Origin of the sequence: Streptomyces liliiviolaceus (assembly GCF_018070025.1) — a bacterium.
GTDB classification, from domain to species: Bacteria; Actinomycetota; Actinomycetes; order Streptomycetales; family Streptomycetaceae; genus Streptomyces; species Streptomyces liliiviolaceus.
This window is the reverse complement of sequence record NZ_JAGPYQ010000001.1, coordinates 2,843,951-2,868,910: the sequence shown is the minus strand read 5'-3', so window position 1 is coordinate 2,868,910 and position 24,960 is coordinate 2,843,951. Positions and strand designations below refer to the sequence as shown.

The window sequence follows — 24,960 nt, the reverse complement described above, 5'->3', positions numbered from 1 at the left end:
CTTCGGTTCTTCAGTTCTCCTGGCAGACCGGGCACCAGAAGAGGTTGCGGGCGGCGAGACCGGCGGTGCGGATCTCGCCGCCACAGACGAGGCAGGGCAGGGTGGCCCTGCGGTACACGTAGACCTCGCCGCCGTGGTCGTCCTTGCGCGGCGGGCGGCCCATCGCCTCCGGCTCGTGCTCCGGCCGGACCGTGTCGATGCGGTTGTTGCGGACCCCCTCGCGCATGAGGGCCACCAGGTCCGCCCACATCGCGTCCCACTCGGCGCGCGTGATGTCCCGGCCCGTCCGGTACGGGTCGATGCCGTGCCGGAAGAGGACCTCCGCGCGGTAGACGTTCCCGACGCCCGCGATGACCTTCTGGTCCATCAGCAGGGCGGCGATCGTCGTACGGCTGCGGGAGATCCGCGCGTACGCCCGCTCCGGTTCGGCGTCCTCGCGCAGCGGGTCGGGGCCCAGGCGGTCGTGCACCGCCTGCTTCTCCGTGTCCGTGATGAGGGTGCAGGTGGTGGGGCCGCGGAGGTCCACGTACGCGGTGTCGTTCCGGAGCCTCAGACGGACCGTGTCGGTCGGCGGGAGCGCGGGGGCGCCGCCGAAGGTGACCTTGCCGAAGAGGCCGAGGTGGATGTGGATCCAGTCGTCCGTCTCGAAGCGGAGGAAGAGGTGCTTGCCGTGGGCCTCGGCGGTGGTGAGGGCCGTGCCGTCGAGGAGGGCGGCGGCGTCCGTGAACTTGCCCTGGGGGCTGGTCACGTGGGCCTTGCGGCCGCCGAATCCGCCGAGGTAGTCCTCGGCCAGCCGATGGATGGTGTGCCCCTCCGGCACGGGTCCTCCTACGGGTTGCTTTTCCCCAGCCCCGCCCCTTCCCGAAACTGGGGGCTGCGCCCCCAGACCCCCCTGTCGCGCTTCGCGCTCGTCCTCAAACGCCGGACGGGCTGAATATGTTTCAGCCCGTCCGGCGTTTGAGGACCGGGGGTTCGGGGGCGGAGCCCCTGAGTACGTGACGGGAACGGGTAGGGGCGGCGGGGGCGAAAAAAGCTTCTAGCCCTGCGGGTGGTGGGCCGGGATCGCGGGGAGGTCCCCGGTCTTCTCGTACGACGCCAGCATGTCGATCCGGCGGATGTGCCGCTCGTCGCCCGAGAACGGCGTGTTCAGGAAGGTCTCGACGAACTTCGTCGCCTCCTCCTCGGAGTGCATCCGCGCCCCGACGGCCACCACGTTGGCGTCATTGTGCTGACGCCCGAGCGCCGCGGTCTCCACGCTCCACGCGAGAGCCGCCCGCACCCCCGCGACCTTGTTGGCGGCGATCTGCTCGCCGTTCCCGGACCCACCGATCACGATGCCCAGACCCTCGGGGTCGGCCGCGGCACGCTCGGCGGCGCGCAGGCAGAACGGCGGGTAGTCGTCCTGGGCGTCATAGATGAGGGGCCCGCAGTCGACGGGCTCGTGCCCGGCTGACTTGAGCCACTCGACGAGGTGGTTCTTGAGTTCGAAACCGGCATGGTCGGAACCGAGGTACACGCGCATGGTCCGAGTGTGACACGGCTGTTTCGGTTCGGCCCCGTCGGGGCAGGCGCAGGAAACCCTCTGAGGCAAGTGGCGGAAAAGTGCGGGTAACACTATAGAACCTCAGAGAAACCTCAAGTAACGATCTGGATTCAAAGGTTCACGAATCCATTCGCCTGGGATTCACTGGACCGGCTCGCGGAGCCCCACCCCCACACGCACTCCCCGCACTCCCCACAGTCCCCGGCGCAAAGGAATCCCCCCATGACCTCGCAGCCGACCCTGACGAAGGCCGGTAACGGCCCGGAAGGCCCCGGAGAACCCGACGGCGGACTCCAGGCCGGGCTCAAGAACCGGCATCTGTCGATGATCGCGATCGGCGGAGTCATCGGCGCCGGCCTCTTCGTCGGCTCCAGCTCCGGTATCGCCACCGCGGGCCCCGGCATCCTCCTCTCGTACGCCCTCGTCGGGACCATGGTCGTCCTCGTGATGCGGATGCTCGGCGAGATGTCCGCCGCGAATCCGACCTCGGGCTCGTTCTCCGCGCACGCCGACCGGGCGCTCGGCCGCTGGGCGGGCTTCTCGATCGGCTGGCTCTACTGGTTCTTCTGGGTCGTCGTGCTCGCGATCGAGGCCACCGCGGGCGCGGTGATCCTGGAGAGCTGGATCCCGGCCGTACCGCAGTGGGGCTGGGCGCTGATCGTCATGCTCGTGCTGACCGCGACGAACCTCGGCTCCGTCGGCTCGTACGGCGAGTTCGAGTTCTGGTTCGCCGGGATCAAGGTCGTCGCCATCGGCGCCTTCATCGTCATCGGCGGGCTCGCGGTCTTCGGCATCCTGCCGGGTGCCGACACCGACGGCGCCGGGCTCGGGAACCTCACGGAGCACGGCGGCTTCCTGCCGCACGGACCCGGCTCGATCCTCACCGGCATCCTGCTCGTCGTCTTCTCCTTCATGGGCAGCGAGATCGCGACCCTCGCGGCCGGCGAGTCCGAGAACCCGCAGCGCGCCGTCACCAAGTCCACCAACAGCGTCATCTGGCGGATCGGCGTCTTCTACCTCGGCTCGATCTTCGTCGTCGTCACGCTGCTGCCGTGGGACTCCGAGTCCATCCAGAAGGACGGTTCGTACGTCGCCGCCCTGAACTCCCTCGGTATCGCCAACGCCGGCGAGATCATGAAGTTCATCGTGCTGACGTCCGTCCTGTCCTGTCTCAACTCGGGCCTCTACACGGCCTCCCGCATGGCCTTCTCGCTCGGCCGGCGCGGTGACGCGCCCAAGTCCTTCGCCCGCACCACGGCCCGGGGCGTGCCGATGCCCGCGATCCTCGCGTCGGTCGCCTTCGGCTTCGTCGCCGTGTTCTTCAACTACGAGTTCCCCGACTCGGTCTTCCTCTTCCTCGTCAACTCCTCCGGTGCGGTCGCCCTGTTCGTCTGGCTCGTCATCTGCCTCTCGCAGCTGCGCATGCGGAAGATCATCGAGCGCGAGACGCCGGAGAAGCTGGTCGTCCGGATGTGGCTGTACCCGTACCTGACGTGGGCGACGATCGCGCTGATCGTCTTCGTCCTCGGCTACATGCTCACCGACACCGAGCACGACGGCCGCAAGACCGTGCTGCTGTCGCTGCTGGTGGCCGCCGTGGTCGTCGGCATCTCGCTGGTACTGGAGAAGGTGCGGCGCGGGAAGGACGGCGGGCCGCGGGAGTCGTCGGACGCGGCCGACACCGAGCAGGTCTAGCGGCCGCCCGCCCCTGCGACAACCGCTGTTCCGTACGAAGCCTCCGTGGCCCTCGCCGCGGAGGCTTCGTCGTACGCGGTCACAGGGGCGTGAAGCTCTTCTTGATGTCCTCGTAGACGCGCAGGGCCCGTTCCCCCACGTCCGGGTGGTACCAGGTGGTGAGCTCGTACGACGTGCCCTCGACGTCGAAGCCGAGCAGCCGGGCGTGCCAGGGCAGTCCCTTGGCCGTGACCGTGTACTCCCAGACGACGGCGGGCGCCCCCCGGAACGTGGTCTCCTCCAGCCGGATCCGCCGGTAGTCGAGTCCCTTGCTCGTGGTCTCCTCCGTCTTCTTCCACTGATCCATGAGATCGCCGCGGGCCGGGGAGGCGTTGGCGAGGATCTCCTGCTTGCGGTCCGGTGAGGTGTAGTGGACCTCGGCGCCGCTCTGCACGACCCGGTCCCAGCCGTCGGGCGGCACCCAGGCGTACAGACCCGCCTCCGTGCGGGAGCCCGCCGGGAGGCTCGGCGGGCGGGCGGTGCCCGCGACGGTGGGGGACGACGACGAGGAGGGGGACGCCTTGTCCTTGTCGCCGGGTGAGCCGCCGAGCATCGGGATGAGCAGGCCGGCGAGTGCCCCGGCGACGACCACGGCCACGACGGCGATCAGGCCCTTTCGTCCGCGGAGGCCACGGAGACCGCGGAGGGCTTGGGGCCGGTCTCCGGTGGGCGGTGGTGCGGTCGGGTGCGGGGCCGGGGTTGGGGTCGGCGTCGGGGCGGCCCTGGGCCTCGTGGGCAGCTCGGAGTTCTCCTCCGGCTCCGCCACCGACGGCTGCGGTGACTGCGGCGACTGCGGCTGCGACCGCGGCAGTTCTGACTGTGTCGGTGTCGGTGACTCCTGGCTCTCCGGCCGGACGCCGGGCACGCGGAACGCCTGCCCGGGTGTCGCGCCCTCGGACGGGAGCTCGGGGGTGCCCTCGGCAGGGGCTTCCGAGGACGTGTTCTCCACCTCGGGGGGTGGTTCGGGGGCGGGTGCCTCGGGAGTGCGGGTGTGCCCGGCCGGTACGGCGTCCTCCACCGGCTCCGGCTCCGGGGGCGGGGGCGGGGGCGGGATGCGTACGTACAGGGGGGTCGGGCGCTCGGCCGGCGAGGGTTCGACCGGTGGGGACTCGGGGGCCTCCGGAGCGGGGCCGGTGGCCGCCGCTTCCCCGGGCTCCGGATGGGGCTCGACCTCCGGCTCCGGGGGCGCCGGGGTGGTCTCCGGAGCCGGCTCCCCGCCGCCGGGGACCGTGACCGTGGCCGTGAGCGCCGCCGTCCCCTTCGTGCCGTCCGCGGCCGGGCCGAGGAGCGCGGCCAGTTCCTCCAGCGCGGGACGGTCCGCGGGGTCCTTCCTGAGCAGGGCCGTGAGTACGTCCCGCAACTCCCCCTCCCCCGCCGCGGCCGGGATCTCCGGCTCCTCGTACAGCACCGCGTGCAGCGTCGCGAGGGTCGTCGCGCGGGAGAACGGGGAGCGGCCGCCCAGCGCCGCGCAGAGGGTGGCGCCCAGGGACCAGAGGTCGGACGGCGGGCCCTGCGGGCGGCCGGAGACGCGCTCGGGCGCCATGTAGTCGGGGGAGCCGACCAGCATGCCGACCATCGTGAGGGCTTCCGCGTTCTGGATGGCGGCGATGCCGAAGTCGGTGAGGACGACCCGGCCGGCCCGCCGTTCGATCAGGACGTTGCCCGGTTTGATGTCCCGGTGCAGGACACCGCCCGCGTGCACCTGGTCGAGCGCCGCCACCAGTTCGAGCCCGATCCGGGCCGTGGCGCGCGCACTCAGTGGCCCGTCCTCCGCCACGACCCGTTCGAGGGAGCGGCCGTCGACCAGCTCCATCACGATCCACAGGCGCTCGCCCTCGTCCACGACGTCGTACACCCGCACCACATTGGGATGGTCGATCCGGGCGGTGGCCCTGGCCTCACGCAGGGTCCGTTCGCGGCGGGTCCTGGCGTCCTCCTGGTCCATGCCGTCTATACGCATCTCCTTGACGGCGACCTGCCGGTCGAGCGTTTCGTCGGCGGCCCGCCACACCCGGCCCATTCCTCCTTGTCCAATACTCTCGACCAACCGGTATCGACCTGTAACCAGCAATCCCGGAATACCGCCCCTCGTTATTTCCGGCACCCCCATGCCCCCCTTCAACACCCGCCACAGAAGAACCGCAAAGAAGCACAATGGACACAACTTTGTGCCGCACCAGCATAGTGCGGAGAAATCTTGTGGTACCTCTTCAAGTACTGCGAATTCAGGCGCAGTCACGGGGTTACAAGGGGGACGAACATGAGTTCTCGTCGTAGGACGATCGCCACGGGATCGCTGCTCACCGCATCTTTCTCGGCGGTGATGGTCTTTTCCTTCTCCGCCGGTGCGGACGACCCGGGACCGATGAGTGACAAGGGGGGAAAGGCCGTTGACGAAGCACCCGCGGGTGTCAAGCTGACGACCTCGCTGCCCGAGAAGATCAGCGTCGACAACGGTTCCCAGGAGACGGCGATCACCGCCACGGTGAAGAACGGGGGAACAAAGGAGAGCGGTGCGATTCGACTGCTCGTGGTCGGTTTCGACGGCCTCTCGGTCAAGAGCGTCAAGGGATGCTCGGAAATCGCCGAAAAGGATCTCCCCGAGGGATCGAACAGCGGCTTCGCCTGCGCCATCGACACTCTGGCCGCCGGCAAGTCGAAGTCGTACGCCGTGGACGCGACGTTCGATCTGAAGAAGGAGGGCAAGATCTGTCTGCCCGTCCAGGACGCCGACGGCAAGAAGACGTTCTGGCAGCAGGGCCCGGTCCCGTTCGGCGCCAACAACCCCTCACCGAACGCTCCGGCGACGCCTCTTCTGCTCGGCACCGACAACAGTCCCGTCACCCCGGGCGGCGACAAGGCCGGTGACTCCTCGGGCGACACCTCGGGCGGCAAGTCCGGGGGCGAGGAACTGCCCAGGACCGGTCCGGCCGAGCAGATGCTGCCGCTCGGCGCGGCGGGCGCCGCGCTCATCTCCGCGGGAGTGGCGGGCCTGTGGTGGACGCAGCGGCGCGAGGGCGAGGGGCGGAGCGGGTCCTGACGGAGGCGGATGGGCTGTACGCCCCCCCCCGGACCCGGACGCGCGAAAGGCTCGCCGGGCTTAGGTCGTGCTACGACCCGGCGAGCCTCTTCCGCGGGAACTACGGCGTGGCGGCGGTCAGCTCTCGCGGTTGACGAGCTTCCAGACCGCCGGGAGCACGCCCATCGCCAGGGCGGCCTTGAGGGCGTCGCCGATGAGGAACGGGGTGAGGCCCGCCGCCACGGCCTGGGCGGTCGTCATGTCGGCGACGACGGCCAGGTACGGGACGCCGATCGCGTAGATGATCGCCTCGCCCAGCAGCATCGCGCCCGCCATGCGGACCACCGAGCGGTCGGCGCCGCGGCGGGCGAGGGCGCCCACGGCGGTCGCGGCGAGCAGCATGCCGAGGATGTAGCCGAAGGAGGCGGTGGCACCGGAGGAGCCCTCGGCGAACCACGGCAGACCGGCGAGGCCGAGTATCGCGTACAGGGCGAGGGAGGCGAGGCCGCGGCCTGCGCCGAGCGCCGTGCCGACGAGGAGGGCGGCGAAGGTCTGGCCGGTGACCGGGACCGGGGAGCCGGGGACCGGGACCGCGATCTGGGCGGCGAGGCCGGTGAGCGCAGCGCCGCCGACCACGAGGGCGATGTCCCTGACGCGGGAGGCGGGGAGGAGGTCGGCGAGGACCTGGCGCGGGGTTGTCTGGGCGACGGCGGTGGTCATCGGGGCTCCGGCGGGGGGTGAGGACGGGGGTCGTTCGTGACGCTATCCCAGGGGGATCGCGTCGATCTCCGTCAGTGGTCGACAAGGGGGTTGGCGGGGGTTGGTGCACCTTCGACAAAGGGTGGGCCGTACACCTGTGGGGGCGTGATGCTGGTCACGGAGGGTGTGTGATCCGGCGAGGCTTCTCCTCGCCCCCGCCGCCCCTACCCGTTCCCGTCAACGACTCGGGGGCCGGCCCCCGAACCCCCGGTCCTCAAACGCCGGACGGGCTGAATTTTCAGCCCGTCCGGCGTTTGAGGACACAGTGACGGGACGGGTAGGGGCGGCGGGGGCGAAACAAGCCCGCCCTGGTCCCGCGGGGCCGTAGCGCCTACCCTCGTCGCATGGTTCCCCAAGCCGAGAACTTCGCGTCGCGTCGATACGTCGACCTGCGTCGCCAGGGCACGGCCACCTGTCGCCACCCCTGAGGCGGGCGCGGAGGGATTCCCGCTCGCCTGGACGCGACAGACGTCGGCGCAGTGTCGGACCCTCCCCGAGGAAGTTCTCCATGCCCAGCTCCTCCCTCGCACCACCACGCCCCGTACGCCCCGGCGCCGTCGACAGCGACCGCCGCAGGACCAGCGCCAGCGCGGTGCTGCGGTCGGTCCTGGACCACGGCCCGGTGGCCCGCAGCACCGTCGCCCGGCTGACCGGCCTCTCCCCGGCCTCGGTCACCGACCACTGCGCCCGGCTCACCTCGCTCGGTCTGATCCGGGAGGCACCCGGACCGCGCCGGTCGAACGGGGTCGGCCGCCCCCACGTACCGGTCGACCTGGACGGCTCCCGGTTCGTCGTGGGCGGCGTGCACGTGGCGGTGCCGTACACCACGGTCGCCCTGCTGAACCTGCGCGGCCGGGTCGTGGCCGAGCGGCGGCTGGGTCATGACGGCGCCGCCGCCGAACCGGCCCGGATCCTCGCGCACGCCGCCGCCGGGCTGCGGGCCCTGCTGGCGGACGCCCGGGGCCGTACCCCCCTCGCCGTGGGCTTCGCGGCCGGCGGCTGGGTGGACCGGGCCTCCGGGACCGTCGTGGAGCATCCGCTGCTCGGCTGGCGGGACGTGCCCGTGCGCGAGGTGCTGCACGCGCGCACCGGCCTGCCGGTCCATGTGGACGGTCACGCGCGGGCGCTGGTCAACGGGGAGCGGCTGTTCGGGGCGGTGGCGGGCGAGGGACTGAGCCTGCTGCACCTCTTCGCGGGCAACGTCGTGGACGCCGCGTTCGCCACCCACGACGAGGTCCATCACGGTCCCCGTTCCCAGGCGGGCTCGATCGCCCATCTGCCGCTCGCGGGTGGCACGGAGCGCTGTGACTGCGGCCGGACGGGCTGCCTCCAGGCGGAGTTGAGCGAGCGGACCCTGTGCCGGCGGGCCCGGGAGGCGGGCGTCATCCACGGCGCGAACCCCATGCATGTGCTGGCCGCCGCGGCGGGCGGCGACGCGGACGCCGTACGGCTGCTGCTGCACCGTTCACGGATGACGGGGCGGGCCGTGGGGCTGCTGCTCGACGTGCTCAACCCGGACACGGTCGTCGTCACCGAGGTGGGCGCCATCCACCGGGAGGACTGCCTCGCCGCGCTGCGCGAAGAGGTCGGGCCCGACCGGGCGGCGGCCGTCGCACCGACCAGTTTCCCGGATTCGGTGCTGGCCGTGGCGGGCGGCTCGGTGGCCCTGGACGTGCTCTACCGGGATCCGCTCGCCGTGTCCCCGGGCAGACTCCGGGCCTCTTCGGTCCCCTAGGCCTCTTCACCGGGACCTATTTAATTCAGAAAATCCGAATGTTGACAGGCATCGCACCAGGCCAGGAGCATCGTGTCCATGAGCTGCCGCACCTTCTGTTGTTGACCCGCCCGAGCGTGGCCACACCGAAGCGTTGACACGTCGACGCGCCGACGATCCGTTCCGTCCGCGTCCTCCGCGTCGTCCGTGTCCTCCGCGTCTCTCCGCGTCTCTCCGCGTCCGTCCGGCGCCTCCCGCCGCGTACCGCGCGTGTGTGCCGTCCCGTGTGCCGTCCCGCTCCCGCGCACCTCTCCTCCGCGTGTCCCGCCCTCCCCGGCCGCACCCCGCCGGGTTCCTCGCGCACCCTCCTGCCGTCCGCCGCAGCGCGGCCCCGTGCACCGCCCCATGAATTCAGGGAGTCCTCCCATGCCACCTCTGTCCGCGTCCGGAGTCGACCGGCGGCTCTTCCTCTCCTCCCTGCTCGGCGCGGCCGCCGCTGCCGGGCTCAGCGGTTGCGCGGACAGCAGCGCCGCCGACAGCGGGGCCGAGGGGGCGGCGACCGCCCCGCTGGCCGACAAGGTCCCCTCGGGTACGAGCCTGAAGATCTCCTCCTATCAGGGCGTCCAGCAGCTGCAGTTCAAGCTCGCGGGGCTGACCGACCTGCCGTTCAAGGTGTCCTCCTGGGCGAACATCGGCGCCGGTCCCGACGTCATCAACGCCTTCCGCTCCAAGTCCCTGGACGTCGCCAACAACGCGGGCATCCCGCCCATCCAGGCGCACTACCAGGGCTACGACGCGAAGATCGTCGCGATCAACATCACCCGCAAGCCCAACTACCTCTTCGCGACCAAGCCCGGCAGCGACATCAAGTCCGTGAAGGACTTCAAGGGAAAGAAGCTGGCCTTCTCGCAGGGGCAGGCCCAGGGAGTCGTCCTGCTGCGGGCGCTCAAGCAGGCCGGGCTGGCGTACGACGACGTGGATCTGGTGCCGCTGACCAGCAACCAGTTCCTCACCGCGCTCCAGGCGGGCCAGGTGGACATCGCCCCGCTCGCCAACAGCCAGTCGCCCGCCTATCTCAAGCAGTACGGGTCCAAGGGCGCCCACACCATCCCCACCGACGTCGTGGACCTCCTCAGCCTGCTGTGGGCGCCCACCTCCGTGCTGGCCGACCGGGCGAAGGCCGCCGCGGTCGCCGCGTACATCCCACGGTGGGCCAAGGGCCAGGTGTGGGCGTACGAGCATCCCGACGACTGGAACAGGGAGTTCTACGTCAAGACGCAGAACCTCAGCCTCGCGCAGGCGGAGGCCATCACCGAACTGGCCAACAAGCCGCTGTTCCCGCCGAGTTGGGACGAGGCGGTGAAGTGGGAGCAGGAGACCGCGGACCTGCTGGCCGAGGGCGGGTTCGTGAAGGGGTTCGAGGTCGACTCGCTCTTCGACCGGCGCTTCGAGGGCATCGCGGCGAAAGCCGTCTCCGCCGAGTACCGGAAGTGAGCGCGATGACCACCACCACCGCGGCCACCACCGCCACGGCGACCGCCGTGTCCAAGAGCGGCGAAACCGGCGAAACCGGCGAGAGCATCGGGGCCGGTGAGACCTCCGGGGCCACCGAGGCCGCCGCCCCCGCACGCCGGACCCCCAGGCGGCGTCGCGCCCTCTCCCCCGGCAAGCGGCTGCCCGCCTCCCGGCTCATCGGCCCCGTGCTGTTCCTCGCGCTCTGGGCCGCCGCCTCCGCCGCGGGGCAACTGGACACGAACGCGATCCCCGCGCCCTGGACGGTCCTGAAGACCGCGGGTCAGCTGTGGAGCGACGGCACGCTCTCCACCGACATCCTCACCTCGCTGCAGCGCGCCGGAACCGGGTTCGCCCTCGGGCTCACCGCCGGGGTGGTCCTCGCGCTGACGGCCGGGCTCAGCCGGGTCGGCGAGGCGCTGATCGACGGGACGGTCCAGCTCAACCGGGCGATCCCGACCCTCGGTCTGATCCCGCTGTTCATCCTGTGGCTGGGCATCGGCGAGACCTTCAAGATCGCGATCATCGCCATCGTCGTCTACATCCCGATCTATCTGAACCTGTACTCGGCGCTGTCCGGTATCGACCACCGCTTCGTCGAACTCGCCGAGGTGCAGGGGCTGTCCAGGCTCCGCTTCATCCGGGAGATCGTCATCCCCGGCGCACTGCCCGGGTTCTTCGTGGGACTCCGGCTCGGCGTCACCGGCTCCTGGCTCGGTCTGGTGGTGCTGGAGCAGATCAACGCCACCAGCGGCCTCGGCTACCTGATGTTCCAGGCCCAGAACTACGGCCAGACGGATGTGATCCTCGTCGGCCTGCTCATCTACGGGATCTTCGGCCTGGTCTCCGACAGCGCGGTCCGCCTCATCGAACGGAGGGTGCTGTCATGGCGACGCACACTGAACAGCTGACGTCCCGGCCCACCCCGGACGCCCCGACGGCCCCGACGGATTCCGCGGCTCCGGCCGTCCGGCTCAGGGGTCTCACCCGGTCCTTCGACGGGCGGACCGTCCTCGACGACGTGGACCTGGACCTGCCGGCCGGACAGCTCACGGCCCTGCTCGGGCACAGCGGCTCCGGCAAGAGCACCCTGCTGCGCGCCATCGCGGGACTCGACCACGAGGTCGCCGGCAGCGGTGAACTGACCGCCCCGGACCGGGTGTCCGTCGTCTTCCAGGACTCCCGGCTGCTGCCCTGGCGCCGCGTCCTCGACAACGTCCTGCTCGGCAGCGACGGCAAGGAGGCGGCCGAGCGGGGCCGCGCCGCGCTCGCCGAGGTGGGTCTCGCGGGACGCGAACGGGCCTGGCCCAACGAGCTGTCCGGCGGCGAGGCCCAGCGTGCCGCCCTGGCCCGCTCCCTCGTACGGGAGCCCGAACTCCTGCTGGCCGACGAACCGTTCGGCGCCCTGGACGCGCTCACCCGGATCAAGATGCACGGTCTGCTGCGCGAGCTGTGGGAGCGTCACCGGCCCTCCGTGCTCCTCGTCACGCACGACGTGGACGAGGCGATCGTGCTGGCCGACCGGGTGCTCGTGCTCGACCAGGGCCGGATCGGCCTCGACCTGACCATCGACCGCGCGCATCCGCGCTCGTACCGCGATCCGCTGCTCGGCGAGTACCGCGAGCGGCTGCTCGCCGCGCTCGGCGTGACGGAGGACCACGCGGGCCGGGAGAACCAGAAGAACCAGGAACACAAGGAGAAACAGGAGACCCACCAGTGACCCGGCGTCGGCTGCACCTCAATGCCTTCCTCATGAACACCGGCCATCACGAGGCCTCCTGGCGGCTCCCGGAGAGCGATCCGTTCGCGCACGTGGAGCTGGATCACTACGTCCGGCTGGCGCGTACCGCCGAGCACGGCACCTTCGACTCGCTCTTCCTCGCCGACGGGCCGCAGCTGTGGAGCAATCTCGCGCAGCGGCCGGCCGGCGCCCTGGAGCCGCTCACGCTGCTCACCGCGCTGGCGACGGCCACCGAGCACATCGGTCTGATCGCGACCGCCTCCACGTCGTACAACTCGCCCTACAACCTGGCCCGCAAGTTCGCCTCGCTGGACATCATCAGCGGGGGCCGGGCGGGCTGGAACATCGTCACCACGGCCGGTGCCGAGGCCGCCCGCAACTTCGGCCTGGACGCGGAGCCCGCGCACGCCGAGCGGTACGCCCGTGCCGCCGAGTTCCTCGATGTGGCGCTCAAGCTCTGGGACAGCTGGGAGGACGACGCGATCGTCGCCGACAAGGCGGCCGGCGTCTGGGGCGACGACACGAAGATCCATCCGCCCCGGCACCGGGGGAGGTACTTCGGCGTCGAGGGCGCCCTGAACGTGCCGCGCTCCCCGCAGGGTTACCCGCTGCTGGTCCAGGCCGGTTCGTCGAAGGACGGCAAGGCGTTCGCGTCCCGGTACGCGGAGGCGGTGTTCACCGCCCAGCAGACCCTGGAGGACGCGCAGGACTTCTACACCGACCTCAAGGCGCGGACGGTGGCGGCCGGCCGCGATCCCGACCACATCAAGGTGCTGCCCGGCATCGTCCCGGTGCTCGGCTCCACGGAGGCGGAGGCGCGCGCCAACGAGCAGGTGCTGGAGGACCACATCGTGTACACGCACGGCGTGGGCCGACTGGAGAGTCTGCTGCAACTGCCGCCCGGCACGCTGGAGTTGGACGGAGAGCTGCCTGCCGATCTGCCGCCCGAGAGTTCCATCGAGGGGGCGAAGAGCCGCTACACGCTCGTCGTGGAACTCGCCCGGCGCGAACGTCTCACCGTGCGGCAGCTGATCGGCCGGCTCGGCGGCGGGCGCGGCCACCTCACCTTCACCGGGACGCCCGAGCAGGTCGCCGACGCCATCGAGGAGTGGTTCACGCGCGGCGCCGCCGACGGCTTCAACATCATGCCCGCGGTCCTGCCGTCCGGCCTCGAAGCGTTCGTCGACCACGTCGTCCCGCTCCTGCGCGCCCGTGGCCTGCTGCGCGAGGAGTACGGCCCGCGCCAGACCCTGCGCGGCAGATACGGCCTCCCCCGCCCCGCCAACCAGCACGTCCCCCCGGCGCTCGCCCGCGTCTGAACACCCGAGAGGAACCTCCATGCCCGACATCGAGATCCAGAAGGTCACCGCGAGGATCGGCGCGCGGATATCCGGCGTCGACATCGCCAAACCGCTCGACGAGGCGACGGTCACCGCCCTGCGCGGCGCCCTCGACGAGCACAAGGCGCTGGTCTTCGACGACGTCGACCTGGACGACGAGGGCCAGCAGGCCTTCGCCCGGCACTTCGGCGACCTCACCACCGCCCATCCGACCGTGCCCGCCGTCCAGGGCGCCCCGAACGTGCTGCCCGTGGACAGCGAGCGCGGCCGGGCCGCCAACCACTGGCACACCGATGTCACATTCGTCCTCAATCCGCCGCAGGCCAGCACCCTGCGCAGCATCACGCTCCCGCCGTACGGGGGCGAGACGCTGATCGCCAGTTCGGCCGCCGCCTACCGCGATCTGCCGGAGCCGCTGCGGCGGCTGGCGGACACGCTGTGGGCCGAGCACACCAACGACTACGACTACGCGGTGCCGGACGAGGAGATCGACGCGGCGCACGCCGCCCAGCGCGCCCAGTTCACGTCCATCAACTTCCGCACCGCCCACCCGGTGGTCCGGGTCCACCCGCTGACCGGTGAGCGCGGGCTGTTCATCGGCGGTTTCGCCCAGCGGATCGTGGGTCTTTCGGTGGGCGAGTCCCGCAAGATCCTCGACCTGCTCCAGGCCTATGTCGTACGGCCCGAGAACGTCCTGCGCCACCGCTGGTCGCCGAACCAGCTGGTGCTGTTCGACAACCGGATCACCCAGCACTACGCCATCGACAACTACGACGGTCTGCCGCGCCGCCTCAACCGGGTGACGGTCGCCGGTGACGTGCCGGTCGGCATCGAGGGCAAGGAGAGCCACTCGATAGCGGGCGACGCCTCGCACTACACCCCGGTCGCCGCGTAGTCGGGACATCACCGCTGGTGGCGGGCGTGTCCGGATAGTGGACGGCTCCTTCGTGCGAGCGGAGGGGCCGCCCAGACTGTGGGCGTTTTTGCCCAGTCTCAGTCGCACGCAAGGGACCACCCCCACTCATGTCCCGTACCACTCAGGACGTCGCGCCCCACTCCGACGCCTCCCTCACGCACGGTCTCAGGCAGCGCCATCTGTCGATGATCGCCCTCGGCGGGGTGATCGGCGCGGGTCTGTTCGTCGGCTCCGGCGCGGGCATCGCCGCCGCGGGCCCGTCGATCGTCGTCGCGTACGCCGTCTCCGGTCTCCTCGTCATGCTGGTGATGCGCATGCTGGGCGAGATGTCGGCCGCGTATCCGTCGTCGGGTTCCTTCTCCGCGCACGCCGAGCGGGCCGTCGGGCCGTGGGCGGGGTTCACCGCGGGCTGGGCGTTCTGGGTGCTGCTGTGCACGGCCGTCGGCCTGGAGGGCATCGCCGCGGCGAAGATCATGACGGGCTGGCTGCCCGGTACGCCGGAGTGGGCGTGGGTGGCCCTGTTCATGGTCGTCTTCTGCGCCGCGAACCTCGCCGCCGTGCGCAACTTCGGCGAGTTCGAGTTCTGGTTCGCCGCGCTGAAGGTGGGCGCGATCGCCCTGTTCCTGGTCCTCGGCGTCCTGGCGATCACCGGACTGCTGCCCGGCACGGACTCCCCCGGCCTGACCCACCTCACCGGCGAGGGCGGCTTCCTGCCGAACGGCGGCGAGGGCCTCGTCATCGGCCTGCTCGCCTCGGTCTTCGCGTACGGCGGCCTGGAGACGGTGACGATCGCCGCGGCCGAGTCGCAGGACCCGGTCCGGGGCGTCGCGAGCGCCGTACGCACGGCGATGTGGCGCATCGCGCTCTTCTACATCGGTTCGATGGCCGTCATCGTGACGCTCGTCCCCTGGAACTCCGCGGCCGTCGTCGAGAAGGGCCCGTACGTCGCCACCCTCGACCACCTGGGCATCCCGGGTGCCGGGCCGCTCATGAACGTCGTCGTCCTCGTCGCCCTGCTGAGCGCGATGAACGCCAATGTGTACGGGGCCTCGCGCATCGCGTACTCGCTGGTGGAGCGCGGGCAGGGGCCGCGGGTGCTCGGGCGGGTGTCCGGCGGGGTGCCGCGGGTCGCCGTGCTCGCCTCCTCGGTGTTCGGCTTCGGCTGCGTGCTGCTCAGCTACTGGCGGCCCGAGGACGTCTTCCCCTGGCTGCTGAACATGATCGGCGCGGTGATCCTGGTCGTCTGGATCTTCATCGCGATCTCGCAGCTGCGGTTGCGGCGGCAGCTGGAGCGGGAGTCCCCGGAGCGGCTCGCCGTACGGATGTGGGCGTTTCCGGTGCTGACATGGGTGGCGCTGGCGGGCATGCTGGCGATCTTCGTCCTGATGGCCCGGGAGCCGGACACGCGGGTGCAGCTGTACGCGACGGGCGGCATGACGCTGTTCCTGGCGGCGGTCGGCTACGCCCGGCAGCGGGTGCGGGCGGCGCGCGCCGGGGCCTGACGAACACACCACGCGCCCCTCTTGCCGCTAGACCGTATTTGCAAGAGACTTGCAACAAGAGCCCGGCCTCGTGATCGTCTTCTCACCTTTCACGCGGCGGGTGGATGGACGGAAGGCCCCCGCGAGGACGTGACTCGCGGGGGCCTTCCGGTATGGGGGGCTCCGGGTGATGGTTACGGGATGCCGATGAAGAGCTGCAGCACCTGTCGGAGCCTTGAGGAGGAGCACCGCTTTCTGGAGCCCGATGAAGCGGACTGGCTCAAGAAGGAACTGGACACGAACAACGTGGGCACCTTCATGGTGTGCCTGGCCCCGGTCGACGGCGGAGCCAAGCAGTGCCGCAACCTCCGGACGTACTGGAAAGAGAAGCCCTTCAGGAAGCCCCTGCGCCTGCCCGAGCCGGAGTGACGCCGACCAGCCGGTGCCGGACTACAGGTTGCTGAAGTCCGGGCCCTGCGTGCGCGTGCGCTTCAGCTCGTAGAAACCCTGCACCGAGGCGACCAGCAGCGTGCCGTCCCACAGCTTCGCCGCGTCCTCGCCCTTGGGGGCCGGGGTGACGACCGGGCCGAAGAAGGCGATCTGCTCGCCGTCGGCGCCGGGGACCGCGATGACGGGCGTGCCGACGTCCTGGCCGACCTTGTCGATGCCCTCCTTGTGCGAGGCGCGCAGCTCGGCGTCGAACTCGAAGTCCTTCTGGTCCGCGTAGTCGATCAGGTCCGCGGGCAGGCCGACCTCGTCGAGCGCACCGGCGATCGCCTCCCGCGTCGGGCCCAGGCCGCCGTTGTGGATGCGGTTGCCGAGCGCCGTGTAGAGCGGGCCGAGGATGTCGGCGCCGTGCTTCTGCCAGGCCGCGGTCACCACGCGGACGCCGTCCCACGCGGTGGTGGTCATCATCTCGCGGTAGTGGTCGTTCAGCTCGTCGAGCCTCGGCTCGTTCAGGACCGCCAGGCTCATGATGTGCCAGCGGACCTCGATGTCACGGACCTTCTCCACCTCCAGGACCCAGCGCGAGGTCATCCACGCCCACGGGCACAGCGGGTCGAACCAGAAGTCGACCGGCGTCTTGGCGGAAGTCTGCTCAGACATGCTTCTCCTCGTCGGGGGAACGCGGGCGCCCGGCAATCGGTGACACCAGGCTCATGTTCAACGCGATCGGTCGCTCGTGCCATTCCCCGGTGCCCGGCGTCAGGTGCACATGGCAGGATCGGTCCTGTTCACACGTACCCATCACGTACCCATGACGCCATGAGGGAGTGCCGCCCGTGCCCGGTGAGAATCTGTCCCGCGACGAGGCCCGCGAGCGGGCAGCACTGCTGTCCGTCGAGGCGTACGAGGTGTCCCTGGACCTGCGCTCCGCGGTGGGCGGGACCGACACCGAGCCACGTACGTTCCGGTCGGTGACGACCATCCGGTTCCGCAGCGCGGAGCCGGGCGCCACGAGCTTCGCGGACCTGATCGCGCCGGGCGTCACGGCCGTCTCGCTGAACGGCAGGGACCTCGACCCGGGCGCGGTCTTCGACGGCTCCCGCATCCTCCTGGAGGACCTGGCCGAGGACAACGAACTGGTCGTCGACGCCCAGTGCGCGTACAGCCGCACGGGTGAGGGCATGCACCGCTTCGTCGACCCCGAGGACGGCGAGGTCTACCTCTACACGCAGTACGAGCCGGCCGACTCCCGGCGCGTCTTCGCGAACTTCGAGCAGCCCGACCTCAAGGCGCCCTTCCGCTTCGAGGTGCGGGCCCCCGAAGGCTGGGTGGTGTGGAGCAACGGCGTCGGCGAACTGACCGACGGGGTGTGGAAGTTCGCGGAGACCAAGCCCATCTCGACGTACATCACGGCCGTCGTCGCCGGTCCGTACCACTATGTGACCGACTCCTACGAGCGGGTCCTCGACGACGGGACGCGGCTGGAGATCCCGCTCGGCGCGCTCTGCCGCAAGGGCCTGGCCCGGCATTTCGACGCCGATGACGTCTTCCTGATCACCAAGCAGGGCCTCGACTTCTTCCACGACCACTTCGACTACCCGTACCCGTTCGGGAAGTACGACCAGGCGTTCGTGCCCGAGTACAACCTCGGCGCGATGGAGAACCCGGGCTGTGTGACCTTCCGCGAGGAGTTCATCTTCCGCGGCAACGTGACGCAGGCGTCGTACGAGCGCCGGGCGAACGTGATCCTGCACGAGATGGCCCACATGTGGTTCGGCGACCTGGTGACCATGGTGTGGTGGGACGACCTGTGGCTGAAGGAGTCCTTCGCGGACTTCATGGGCACGTTCTCGATGGCCGAGGCGACCCGCTTCACCGACGGCTGGGTCACCTTCGCCAACAACCGCAAGGCGTGGGCGTACCGCGCCGACCAGCTGCCCTCCACGCACCCGGTCACGGCCGACATCCGCGACCTGGAGGACGCCAAGCTCAACTTCGACGGGATCACGTACGCCAAGGGCGCGTCCGTCCTCAAGCAACTCGTCGCCTACGCCGGACGGGACGCGTTCCTGGAGGGCGCCCGCCGCTACTTCAAGCGGCACGCGTACGGGAACACGCGCCTGGGCGATCTGCTGTCCGTCCTGGAGGAGACGAGCGGGCGGGACATGGCGGCCTGGTCGCGGTCCTGGCTGCAGACCGCCGGCGTCAACTCCCTCACCCCGCAGGTGCTCCTCGACGCGGACGGCCGGGTCGGTGAGCTGACGGTCCTCCAGGAGGCCGCCGAGTCGCACCCCGAACTGCGGCCGCACCGGGTCGCCGTCGGCCTCTACCGGCGGGAGGGCGCGGACGGGACGGGCGGCGGCCCGCTCGTGCGGTACGCGCGCGCCGAGGTGGATGTCGACGGACCGCGCACGGTCGTCGGTGAGCTGGCCGGGGCCGACGCCCCCGAGCTGGTCCTCGTCAACGACGACGACCTCACCTACTGCAAGATCCGCTTCGACCAGGGGTCGCTGGACACCCTGCGGGCCCACCTCGGCGACCTCACCGACCCGCTCGCCCGCGCCCTGTGCTGGTCGGCGCTGTGGAACCTGACCCGCGACGCGCTCATGCCCGCGCGGGACTTCGTCGACCTCGTCCTGCGCTTCGCGGGCCGCGAGTCGGACATCGGCGTGCTCCAGACGCTCCACGCGTGGGCGAACTCCGCGCTCACCTTCTACGTGGCGCCCGAGTGGCGGGCCACCGGCGGGCGGCTGCTCGCCGAGGGCGCGCTGCGGGAGCTGCGGTCCGCCGGGCCCGGCAGCCAGCACCAGCTGACGTGGGCGCGGTTCTTCGCGGCGGTCGCCTCCGGTGAGGACGATCTGCGGCTGCTGCGGGAGCTGCTGGACGGGACGGCGAAGATCGACGGGCTTGAGGTGGACCAGGAGCTGCGGTGGGCGTTCCTGGAACCGCTCGCCGCGCACGGTCTTGCGGACGAGTCCGTGCTCGCCGCGGAGCTGGCCCGCGACGACACCGCGTCCGGGAAGCGGCATCAGGTGCGGTGCCTGGCGGCGCGGCCGTCCGCGGCGGTCAAGGCGCAGGCGTGGGCCGCGGTGGTGGAGTCGGACTCGCTGTCCAACGCGCTGGTGGAGGCGACGATCGGGGGGTTCGCGCAGGCGTCCCATCGGGAGCTGACCGCTTCCTACGCGTCGAAGTACTTCGACGTGATCGAGCGGGTGTGGGCGGAGCGGTCGATCCAGATCGGGATGGATGTGGTGCGGGGGTTGTTCCCCGCGCTGCAGGACTCTGACGGGACCTTGGCGGCTGCCGATGCGTGGCTCGCCGCTCGGGCTGAGGCTGCGCCTGCGCTTCGGAGGTTGGTGTTGGAAGCGAGGGACGACCTCGGGCGGGCCTTGCGGGGGCAGGCGTGTGATGGGGCTGCCGCGGGTTGAGTTTCGGGTGCGGGTGCGTGGGGGCTGGTCGCGCAGTTCCCCGCGCCCCCAAAAGATTGCGCCGTTCCCCGCGCCCCTTCGGGGGCGCTCCTGGTGCGGCTCCTCCAAAGGGGGACGGTCTGCTTGATGTTGACCTTGGGGGTGGACGTAACAGTTACGGAATTCGGGTGATCGGTGCCGTGACCCCCTTACGGACCAGGGGGTTTCGGCAGTTCGGGCGGTGGACTTTAGGGCGGTGTTGTCCGGTTTTGACGACGGGCTTGTAACAGCGGTTAGGCAGCCGGTCGGGCGCGGCAGATTCGACGGCATGAACCACAACACCCCGCTCTCCCCCCGGCCCCTCCGCCACCTGTCCGACGTCCAGCAGCGCCTCATGACCACCGCACAGCTGCGGGCGCGGGGCGTGAGCACCGCCGACATCAACGCGCAGTGCCGGCCGGGCGGTTCCTGGCAGCAGCTCCTGCCGGGGGTCCACCTGCTCCGCCCGGGACCCGCCACCAGCGAGGAGCGGCTGCACGCGGTCCTCATGTACGCGGCCCGCTGCCCCGTCGCGGAACCGGCCGTCCCCGCCCAGCCCGGCGCCGCCGAACCGCACGCCCCGCAGGAGTACGCCGACGCGATGATCACCGGGCTCGCCGCACTCGCCCTGCACCGCTTCACGGACGCTCCCCCGCTGCTCTCCCTGGACCGCGTCGACGTCCTCGTCCCGCGGCTGCGGCGGCTGCGTTCGACGGGCTGCGTCCGGATCGTCCGTACCCCGGGCATGCCGGAGCCCGTGCAGCTCGGCGGTATCCCCGTGGCGCCCGTACCGCGCGCCCTGGCCGACGCGGTCGCCGACATCACGGACGCGGGGGTCGTACGCCGGCTGCTCACCGAGGCGGTGCGCGGCGGACACTGCGAACCCGCCGCGGTCGTACGGGAGCTGACCCATGCCCGGCTGCTGAGCCGACCGCACGTGGTGGACGCCGTCGACTCCCTCCTCGCCGAGGGCCGGGCCATCGCCGAGGACCGGCTCTACCGTCTGGTCACCGAACACGGTCTGCCCGACCCGGTCTGGAACGTGGACCTCCGGCTGCCCGGCGGCCCGCTCCTCGGCGGCCTCGACGCGTACTGGCCCGACCACGCCGTCGCCCTCGAACTCGACACCCGGGCCCCGCGCCACGACGACGACGCGATGTGGTCCGAGTACGCCCGCAAGCGCGAGCACCTGGAACGCCTCGGCATCACGGTCGTCCACGTCACGCCGAAGAAGCTGCGGGACTCGATGGAGCAGCAGGCGACCGTCGTGCGTACGGCTCTGATGGCGTCGGGGGACCGTGATCCGGCGGCCTATGTGGTGGTGCTGCCCCGGTAGGGAGGGCGAGGGCAGCGCCAGGAGGGGAGGGGCCGCCGGGTGTCCGGCGGCCCCCGTCGCTACTTCGGCTGCGGGCAGTACTCCGCCTCGATCACCGCGTCGGTGTCCCCCGACCAGTCGTTGTTGAAGTTGAAGGCGAGCGAATGGCGGCCGTCCGCCGTCGTCACCGCCTCCGAGTTGGAGCCGTGGATGCCTCCGCCGTGGCCCCAGACGACCACACCGCAGCTCAGTTTCCGTTCGATGAGGCCGAGGCCGTAACCGGCGTTCGGGATCTCCCCGACCTTGACGGTGGTCTTCATCTCGGCGAGCTGCTTCTTCGGCAGGAGCCTGCCGCGCAGCAGCGCCGAGTAGAAGCGGTTGAGGTCACCCGAGTCGGAGATCATCTCGCCCGCCGCGGAAGCGAGGCCGGGGTTCAGCTCCGTGACGTCGTACGTCGGGCCGGTGGCCGTCTCGGCGAGCTTTCCGTACGCCCGGCTGCTGGGCTTCGGCACCTTCGGGTACGTGCCCGGGACGAGTGTGGCGTTCAGTCCGAGCGGCCGGATGACGCGCTGCCGGATCTCGTCGCCGTACGAGTGGCCGGTGGCCTTCTCGATCACCATGCCGGCCAGGACGTAGTTGGTGTTGGAGTACTTCCACGAGGTGCCCGGCGCGAAGTCCGGCGCGTGGGACGTCGCGATCTTCACGAGGTCGCGGGGCGGCAGGTTGTCGAAGCGGTGCTCGAAGAAGCCGTCCTTCAGGAAGTACGTGCGGGCGAAGGTGTCGTCCGCCGTGTAGTTGTAGATGCCGCTCGTGTGGTTGAGGAGTTGGCGCAGGGTGATGCGGCGGCCGTCGTGGCCGTTGCCGCTGACCACTCCCGGCAGCCACTTGTCCACGGTGTCGTCCAGCGAAAGCCGGCGTTCCGCTTCCAGCTGGAGCACGACCGTCGAGGTGAACGTCTTCGTGATGCTGCCTACGCGGTAGCGGTCCTCCGCCGAGCGGGGCTTCTTCGTCCTGAGGTCGCCCACGCCCGCGGTGGCCTTCCAGGTGGTGCGGTTCCTGTCGGCCTGGGCCGCTACGCCGGGGACTCCGGCCTCGACCGCTGCGTCCATTGCGCGTCGGGTCGCGCCGTGATCTCTCGCCGATGCGGGCGGGGCGTCCGCCAGGGCCGCGGGGGTCGCCAGCGCGGCTGCGGTGAGTGTCGCCGCGGTGGTGAGGGCCAGGCGGGTTGCACGTGCGGTGCGGGGTGACATGTGAGGTCCCTTCGTCGCGATGCCGACGGGAGGGACCTGGTGAGTGTCGGGTGGGTTGCCTACGGGTGGGGTGGTTGAGTGGGATTCAGCCGCATTTTGTGGGGGTCCGGGGGCTGTGTGTCGGGTGCGGGTGCGTTGTGGCTGGTCGCGCAGTTCCCCGCGCCCCTAAAAGATTGCGCCGTTCCCCGCGCCCCTTGAACGAAAGACTGCGCCGTTCCCCGCGCCCCCGGAGCGTCAGCTCTTCCTCAGTACCAGTTCCGTGTTGCGGTCCGCCGGGGTCCCGCTCAGGTCCGTTCGGGCGCCCGGGGCGTTGAAGCTCAGTTCTCGGTACAGCGCTGCCAGGCCTGTCTGGGAGAGGTCCGTGAAGTCCGTGTCGTGGGGGGCCGCGGACTCGATCAGCGTGGTGAACAGGGAGATCGTGCCGTCGTGGTTGTCGGCGATCTCGATCACGCGGGCGAGCTGCGGGAAGTCGACGTGGGAGGCGGTGGAGACCTCCCAGAAGGAGCGGCCGTCGGGGCCGGGGTGCGGGGTGACGGCGTTCTTGTGGCTGTGGCCGTTCACCCAGGCCAGCACCGGGCGGTGGGCGCCGAGCACGGAGAGCACCTCGTCGCCGCCGTGCCGCCGCTCCCCCGGGTGCGCCGGGTCCTCGCGGAGGTTGCGCATCGATTTACTCGTGTGGTGGCTGAAGACGATGACGTGTTCCTTGTTCTTCTCCGCCGCCTTCAGCGTGCGCTCCAGCCACCGCAGTTGGGCCGTGCCGAGGGAACCCTCGTAGTGGCCGCCCGGGTCGGTGGTGTCGAGGCTGATGCCGAGGACGTCGTCCGCGATCCGGAACGTGTAGTACTGGGTCTTCGCGGCGAGGTTGGCCTGCGAGTAGCCGTGTCCGACGGGGCCCGTGCCGGTGTGCGCCGGGTCGAGGTGGGCCTGGAGGTACTCGGTGGGGGTGAAGGGGGCGCGGGCCTCGTCCGGGGTGACCGAACGCATCCTGCGCGCCTGGGACTTCAGCATCGCCTTGAAGCCGGCGCCCTTGGGGTCGCCGCCCTTCTTGACGTTCTTCCAGATGGCGACGCCCTCCGACTCGTCGAGCGTCATCAGCTTCCTGCCGCCGACGGCGAACTCGGCGAAGAAGGAGTCGCCGGGCGCGTAGCAGCCGCCGGGCAGCGAGTCGTGGTTGCCGACCGTGGAGTACCAGGGCAGGTTGAGGCCGGGGCTGCGCACCTCGCGGATCGCGGCGGCGAGGAAGCCCTCGATACGGGGGAAGCCGAGCTGCTTGTCGGCGTCGCGCAGGGCCGCGTCGGGCTGCCAGTACAGCTTCAGGTCGCTGTTCTGGACGCCCTCGTAGCGGGCCAGGTCACCGGAGTTGGGGGTGATGCGGCCACCGCTCATCACCTTCAGGAACCAGTCCAGTTCCGTCTTGGCGTTGTTGTCGGTGTTGTCGCCGGTGGTCATCACGAAGTGCAGGGGCGAGCCGGTGACGGGGGCGCCGCGCAGCGCGTTGACCCGCTCGACGAGCGAGACCGCGCCCGCCACCGACAGGGACTCCTGCGGCCGCCAGGCGCTGGCGGTCTGGGCGCGCAGATACTCGTACCGCAGCGGGTGCTGTACGTCGACCAGGTGCAGATCGGTGAACTGCACGAACGCGGCAAGTGCGGTGCGCCGCCCGTCCCGGCCGGACTTCGGGGCGGCCAGGTCGCCGCGGACGACGCGGGACCAGGCGGGTCCGTCGCCAAGCCGCCGGTACCCGGAGCCCGGGCGCGCGGTGGCGATGGTCGAGAGGGTGGTGCCCCGGGTGTACGGGGCCAGGGGTGCGGCCGGCGCCCTGCGGGAGACGGCGATGGGCTGCCCCTGGGTGGCGGCGGTGTGGGTGGCGGCCTCGCTCGTCCCCGGGCGCAGCGCGAAGCCGATGCCCGCGGAGAGCGACACCGCCCCGGTGGCGGCCAGAAAGGCGCGGCGGTCACGAGCGGCGGTGGCGACAGAGCGTATGCGCGACATGGCGCGGTCTCCCCTGGTGCGGCGCGTCAGCAGTGGTCGCGGTCGGTCCGCCGACGCGAACCTCCCGCTCGTACTTGATGGTTGGCACCGGGGGTGACCTGCACGTTAACTGGACGGCAACGGGCAGCGCCGATCACCGTACGTCGATCTTGGACTACCCTCCGCGTCCACCGAGCCCTCCTCGAACGGAGGCGAGCCGGTCACTCCACGTTCATCTGGCGGGGTAGGGGGTAGGTCTCGCCGCCCTCTGTCAGGTGGCGGCCGGGTGTTCTCAGGTATCCGCCGGGTGTTCGGGAATGCCGGTCACCCGGCCGGCTCCGGGGCGCTCCCGCCACAGGGCGAGTCCCACATCGACCAGTCCCACGCGCTCCAGCGCGGGCACCTCGTCGAGGGGGTGCCAGGCCGCCATGTCGGTCGAGCCGTCGGCCTCGTGGCGCAGTTCGCCGCCGGTCACCCGGGCCTCGTAGACGATCCGCAGGCCCTGAAAGTCGGCGGCGCCGACGCGGCGCGGATAGGTGCGCAGGATCGAGTCGACACCGAGCAGGGTGACCGGCTCGACGGTGTATCCGGTCTCCTCCTCGGCCTCGCGGATCACGGTGTCGTACGGGTCCTCGCCGTGGTCCATGCCGCCGCCGGGCAGGGTCCAGCGCCTGCTGCCGTCCCGGGCCACCCAGCGTGCGAGGAGCATCCGCCCGTCACGCACGCACACGGCGTAGGCCGCCACCCTCAACTCCTTGCGCATGGCCAGACG

At 70.9% G+C, this 24,960-nt stretch carries 20 protein-coding genes; 12 read left to right on the top strand and 8 right to left on the bottom strand.

From position 1 onward, the window contains the following. Positions 1 to 10 precede the first annotated feature (10 nt). On the bottom strand, positions 11 to 820 hold the full coding sequence (locus J8N05_RS12585) for an Fpg/Nei family DNA glycosylase (RefSeq protein WP_210882625.1): 810 nt from the start codon (positions 818 to 820) through the stop codon (positions 11 to 13). A gap of 216 nt (positions 821 to 1,036) precedes the next feature. Further along, positions 1,037 to 1,522 (bottom strand): ribose-5-phosphate isomerase, encoded by a 486-nt coding sequence (locus tag J8N05_RS12580; RefSeq protein WP_210882624.1) that lies wholly within the window; start codon positions 1,520 to 1,522, stop codon positions 1,037 to 1,039. A 243-nt stretch (positions 1,523 to 1,765) separates the two neighbouring features. Here J8N05_RS12580 and J8N05_RS12575 point away from each other — a divergent pair, with 243 nt between their 5' ends. Next, positions 1,766 to 3,238, top strand: coding sequence for an amino acid permease (locus tag J8N05_RS12575; RefSeq protein WP_210882623.1), 1,473 nt, complete (start codon positions 1,766 to 1,768; stop codon positions 3,236 to 3,238). Positions 3,239 to 3,317: 79 nt separating this feature from the next. Here the strand turns inward: J8N05_RS12575 and J8N05_RS12570 are convergent, their stop codons facing one another. Further along, complete coding sequence (locus J8N05_RS12570; RefSeq protein ID WP_247706251.1) at positions 3,318 to 5,297, bottom strand: serine/threonine-protein kinase; 1,980 nt, start codon at positions 5,295 to 5,297, stop codon at positions 3,318 to 3,320. Positions 5,298 to 5,537: 240 nt separating this feature from the next. On the opposite strand from J8N05_RS12570, the gene J8N05_RS12565 reads away from it, so the two are divergent. Next, positions 5,538 to 6,317 carry an LPXTG cell wall anchor domain-containing protein gene (locus tag J8N05_RS12565; protein WP_210882621.1) on the top strand — a complete coding sequence of 260 codons (780 nt, stop codon included), beginning with the start codon at positions 5,538 to 5,540 and terminating at the stop codon, positions 6,315 to 6,317. Between the two features lie 117 nt (positions 6,318 to 6,434). Here the strand turns inward: J8N05_RS12565 and J8N05_RS12560 are convergent, their stop codons facing one another. After that, complete coding sequence (locus J8N05_RS12560) at positions 6,435 to 7,016, bottom strand: biotin transporter BioY (protein WP_210882620.1); 582 nt, start codon at positions 7,014 to 7,016, stop codon at positions 6,435 to 6,437. A 547-nt stretch (positions 7,017 to 7,563) separates the two neighbouring features. On the opposite strand from J8N05_RS12560, the gene J8N05_RS12555 reads away from it, so the two are divergent. From J8N05_RS12555 to J8N05_RS12520, 8 genes are all read left to right on the top strand, one after another. Beyond that, a complete protein-coding gene (locus J8N05_RS12555; RefSeq protein WP_210882619.1) occupies positions 7,564 to 8,790 on the top strand; it encodes an ROK family transcriptional regulator in 1,227 nt (408 codons plus the stop codon). A gap of 405 nt (positions 8,791 to 9,195) precedes the next feature. Then, positions 9,196 to 10,263, top strand: a complete 1,068-nt coding sequence (locus J8N05_RS12550; protein WP_210882618.1) for an ABC transporter substrate-binding protein — start codon at positions 9,196 to 9,198, stop codon at positions 10,261 to 10,263. Positions 10,264 to 10,268: 5 nt separating this feature from the next. Continuing rightward, positions 10,269 to 11,192: an ABC transporter permease gene (locus J8N05_RS12545; protein ID WP_210882617.1), complete on the top strand. Its 924-nt coding sequence runs from the start codon at positions 10,269 to 10,271 to the stop codon at positions 11,190 to 11,192. Continuing rightward, positions 11,168 to 12,001 carry an ABC transporter ATP-binding protein gene (locus tag J8N05_RS12540; RefSeq protein WP_247706249.1) on the top strand — a complete coding sequence of 278 codons (834 nt, stop codon included), beginning with the start codon at positions 11,168 to 11,170 and terminating at the stop codon, positions 11,999 to 12,001. The genes J8N05_RS12545 and J8N05_RS12540 overlap by 25 nt, the downstream gene beginning before the upstream one ends. Next, positions 11,998 to 13,341, top strand: coding sequence for an LLM class flavin-dependent oxidoreductase (locus tag J8N05_RS12535; RefSeq protein ID WP_210882616.1), 1,344 nt, complete (start codon positions 11,998 to 12,000; stop codon positions 13,339 to 13,341). The genes J8N05_RS12540 and J8N05_RS12535 overlap by 4 nt, the downstream gene beginning before the upstream one ends. Positions 13,342 to 13,360: 19 nt before the next feature. Further along, on the top strand, positions 13,361 to 14,257 hold the full coding sequence (locus tag J8N05_RS12530; protein ID WP_210882615.1) for a TauD/TfdA dioxygenase family protein: 897 nt from the start codon (positions 13,361 to 13,363) through the stop codon (positions 14,255 to 14,257). Between the two features lie 128 nt (positions 14,258 to 14,385). Beyond that, positions 14,386 to 15,780, top strand: a complete 1,395-nt coding sequence (locus J8N05_RS12525; protein ID WP_210882613.1) for an amino acid permease — start codon at positions 14,386 to 14,388, stop codon at positions 15,778 to 15,780. Between the two features lie 186 nt (positions 15,781 to 15,966). Next, a complete protein-coding gene (locus J8N05_RS12520) occupies positions 15,967 to 16,188 on the top strand; it encodes a hypothetical protein (RefSeq protein ID WP_210882612.1) in 222 nt (73 codons plus the stop codon). A 21-nt stretch (positions 16,189 to 16,209) separates the two neighbouring features. Here J8N05_RS12520 and J8N05_RS12515 read toward each other — a convergent pair whose 3' ends face one another. After that, positions 16,210 to 16,866, bottom strand: coding sequence for a mycothiol-dependent nitroreductase Rv2466c family protein (locus J8N05_RS12515; RefSeq protein ID WP_210882611.1), 657 nt, complete (start codon positions 16,864 to 16,866; stop codon positions 16,210 to 16,212). Positions 16,867 to 17,042: 176 nt separating this feature from the next. Between J8N05_RS12515 and pepN the strand changes: the two genes are divergently transcribed. Both pepN and J8N05_RS12505 read left to right on the top strand, forming a co-directional pair. Then, entirely contained in the window at positions 17,043 to 19,634 is a 2,592-nt protein-coding gene (gene pepN, locus J8N05_RS12510) for an aminopeptidase N (protein WP_210882610.1), read from the top strand. Between the two features lie 307 nt (positions 19,635 to 19,941). Further along, positions 19,942 to 20,988: a hypothetical protein gene (locus J8N05_RS12505; protein ID WP_210882609.1), complete on the top strand. Its 1,047-nt coding sequence runs from the start codon at positions 19,942 to 19,944 to the stop codon at positions 20,986 to 20,988. Between the two features lie 59 nt (positions 20,989 to 21,047). On the opposite strand, the gene J8N05_RS12500 is transcribed toward J8N05_RS12505, so the two are convergent. From J8N05_RS12500 to J8N05_RS12490, 3 genes are all read right to left on the bottom strand, one after another. Beyond that, positions 21,048 to 22,217 (bottom strand): serine hydrolase domain-containing protein, encoded by a 1,170-nt coding sequence (locus J8N05_RS12500; protein ID WP_210882608.1) that lies wholly within the window; start codon positions 22,215 to 22,217, stop codon positions 21,048 to 21,050. 234 nt (positions 22,218 to 22,451) lie between these two features. Beyond that, positions 22,452 to 24,209, bottom strand: coding sequence for a TIGR03767 family metallophosphoesterase (locus tag J8N05_RS12495; RefSeq protein ID WP_210882607.1), 1,758 nt, complete (start codon positions 24,207 to 24,209; stop codon positions 22,452 to 22,454). Positions 24,210 to 24,480: 271 nt separating this feature from the next. After that, positions 24,481 to 24,951 (bottom strand): NUDIX hydrolase, encoded by a 471-nt coding sequence (locus J8N05_RS12490; protein WP_210882605.1) that lies wholly within the window; start codon positions 24,949 to 24,951, stop codon positions 24,481 to 24,483. Between the last annotated feature and the right edge of the window lie 9 nt (positions 24,952 to 24,960).

What these genes read in the sequence shown, in the direction of transcription:
- J8N05_RS12580 (WP_210882624.1), bottom strand. Translation starts at nt 1,522, where the DNA reads ATGCGCGTGTACCTCGGTTCCGACCATGCCGGTTTCGAACTCAAGAAC.
- J8N05_RS12575 (WP_210882623.1), top strand. Translation starts at nt 1,766, where the DNA reads ATGACCTCGCAGCCGACCCTGACGAAGGCCGGTAACGGCCCGGAAGGC.
- J8N05_RS12570 (WP_247706251.1), bottom strand. Translation starts at nt 5,297, where the DNA reads ATGGGCCGGGTGTGGCGGGCCGCCGACGAAACGCTCGACCGGCAGGTC.
- J8N05_RS12565 (WP_210882621.1), top strand. Translation starts at nt 5,538, where the DNA reads ATGAGTTCTCGTCGTAGGACGATCGCCACGGGATCGCTGCTCACCGCA.
- J8N05_RS12560 (WP_210882620.1), bottom strand. Translation starts at nt 7,016, where the DNA reads ATGACCACCGCCGTCGCCCAGACAACCCCGCGCCAGGTCCTCGCCGAC.
- J8N05_RS12555 (WP_210882619.1), top strand. Translation starts at nt 7,564, where the DNA reads ATGCCCAGCTCCTCCCTCGCACCACCACGCCCCGTACGCCCCGGCGCC.
- J8N05_RS12550 (WP_210882618.1), top strand. Translation starts at nt 9,196, where the DNA reads ATGCCACCTCTGTCCGCGTCCGGAGTCGACCGGCGGCTCTTCCTCTCC.
- J8N05_RS12545 (WP_210882617.1), top strand. Translation starts at nt 10,269, where the DNA reads ATGACCACCACCACCGCGGCCACCACCGCCACGGCGACCGCCGTGTCC.
- J8N05_RS12540 (WP_247706249.1), top strand. Translation starts at nt 11,168, where the DNA reads ATGGCGACGCACACTGAACAGCTGACGTCCCGGCCCACCCCGGACGCC.
- J8N05_RS12530 (WP_210882615.1), top strand. Translation starts at nt 13,361, where the DNA reads ATGCCCGACATCGAGATCCAGAAGGTCACCGCGAGGATCGGCGCGCGG.
- J8N05_RS12525 (WP_210882613.1), top strand. Translation starts at nt 14,386, where the DNA reads ATGTCCCGTACCACTCAGGACGTCGCGCCCCACTCCGACGCCTCCCTC.
- J8N05_RS12520 (WP_210882612.1), top strand. Translation starts at nt 15,967, where the DNA reads ATGAAGAGCTGCAGCACCTGTCGGAGCCTTGAGGAGGAGCACCGCTTT.
- J8N05_RS12515 (WP_210882611.1), bottom strand. Translation starts at nt 16,866, where the DNA reads ATGTCTGAGCAGACTTCCGCCAAGACGCCGGTCGACTTCTGGTTCGAC.
- J8N05_RS12505 (WP_210882609.1), top strand. Translation starts at nt 19,942, where the DNA reads ATGAACCACAACACCCCGCTCTCCCCCCGGCCCCTCCGCCACCTGTCC.
- J8N05_RS12500 (WP_210882608.1), bottom strand. Translation starts at nt 22,217, where the DNA reads ATGTCACCCCGCACCGCACGTGCAACCCGCCTGGCCCTCACCACCGCG.
- J8N05_RS12495 (WP_210882607.1), bottom strand. Translation starts at nt 24,209, where the DNA reads ATGTCGCGCATACGCTCTGTCGCCACCGCCGCTCGTGACCGCCGCGCC.
- J8N05_RS12490 (WP_210882605.1), bottom strand. Translation starts at nt 24,951, where the DNA reads ATGCGCAAGGAGTTGAGGGTGGCGGCCTACGCCGTGTGCGTGCGTGAC.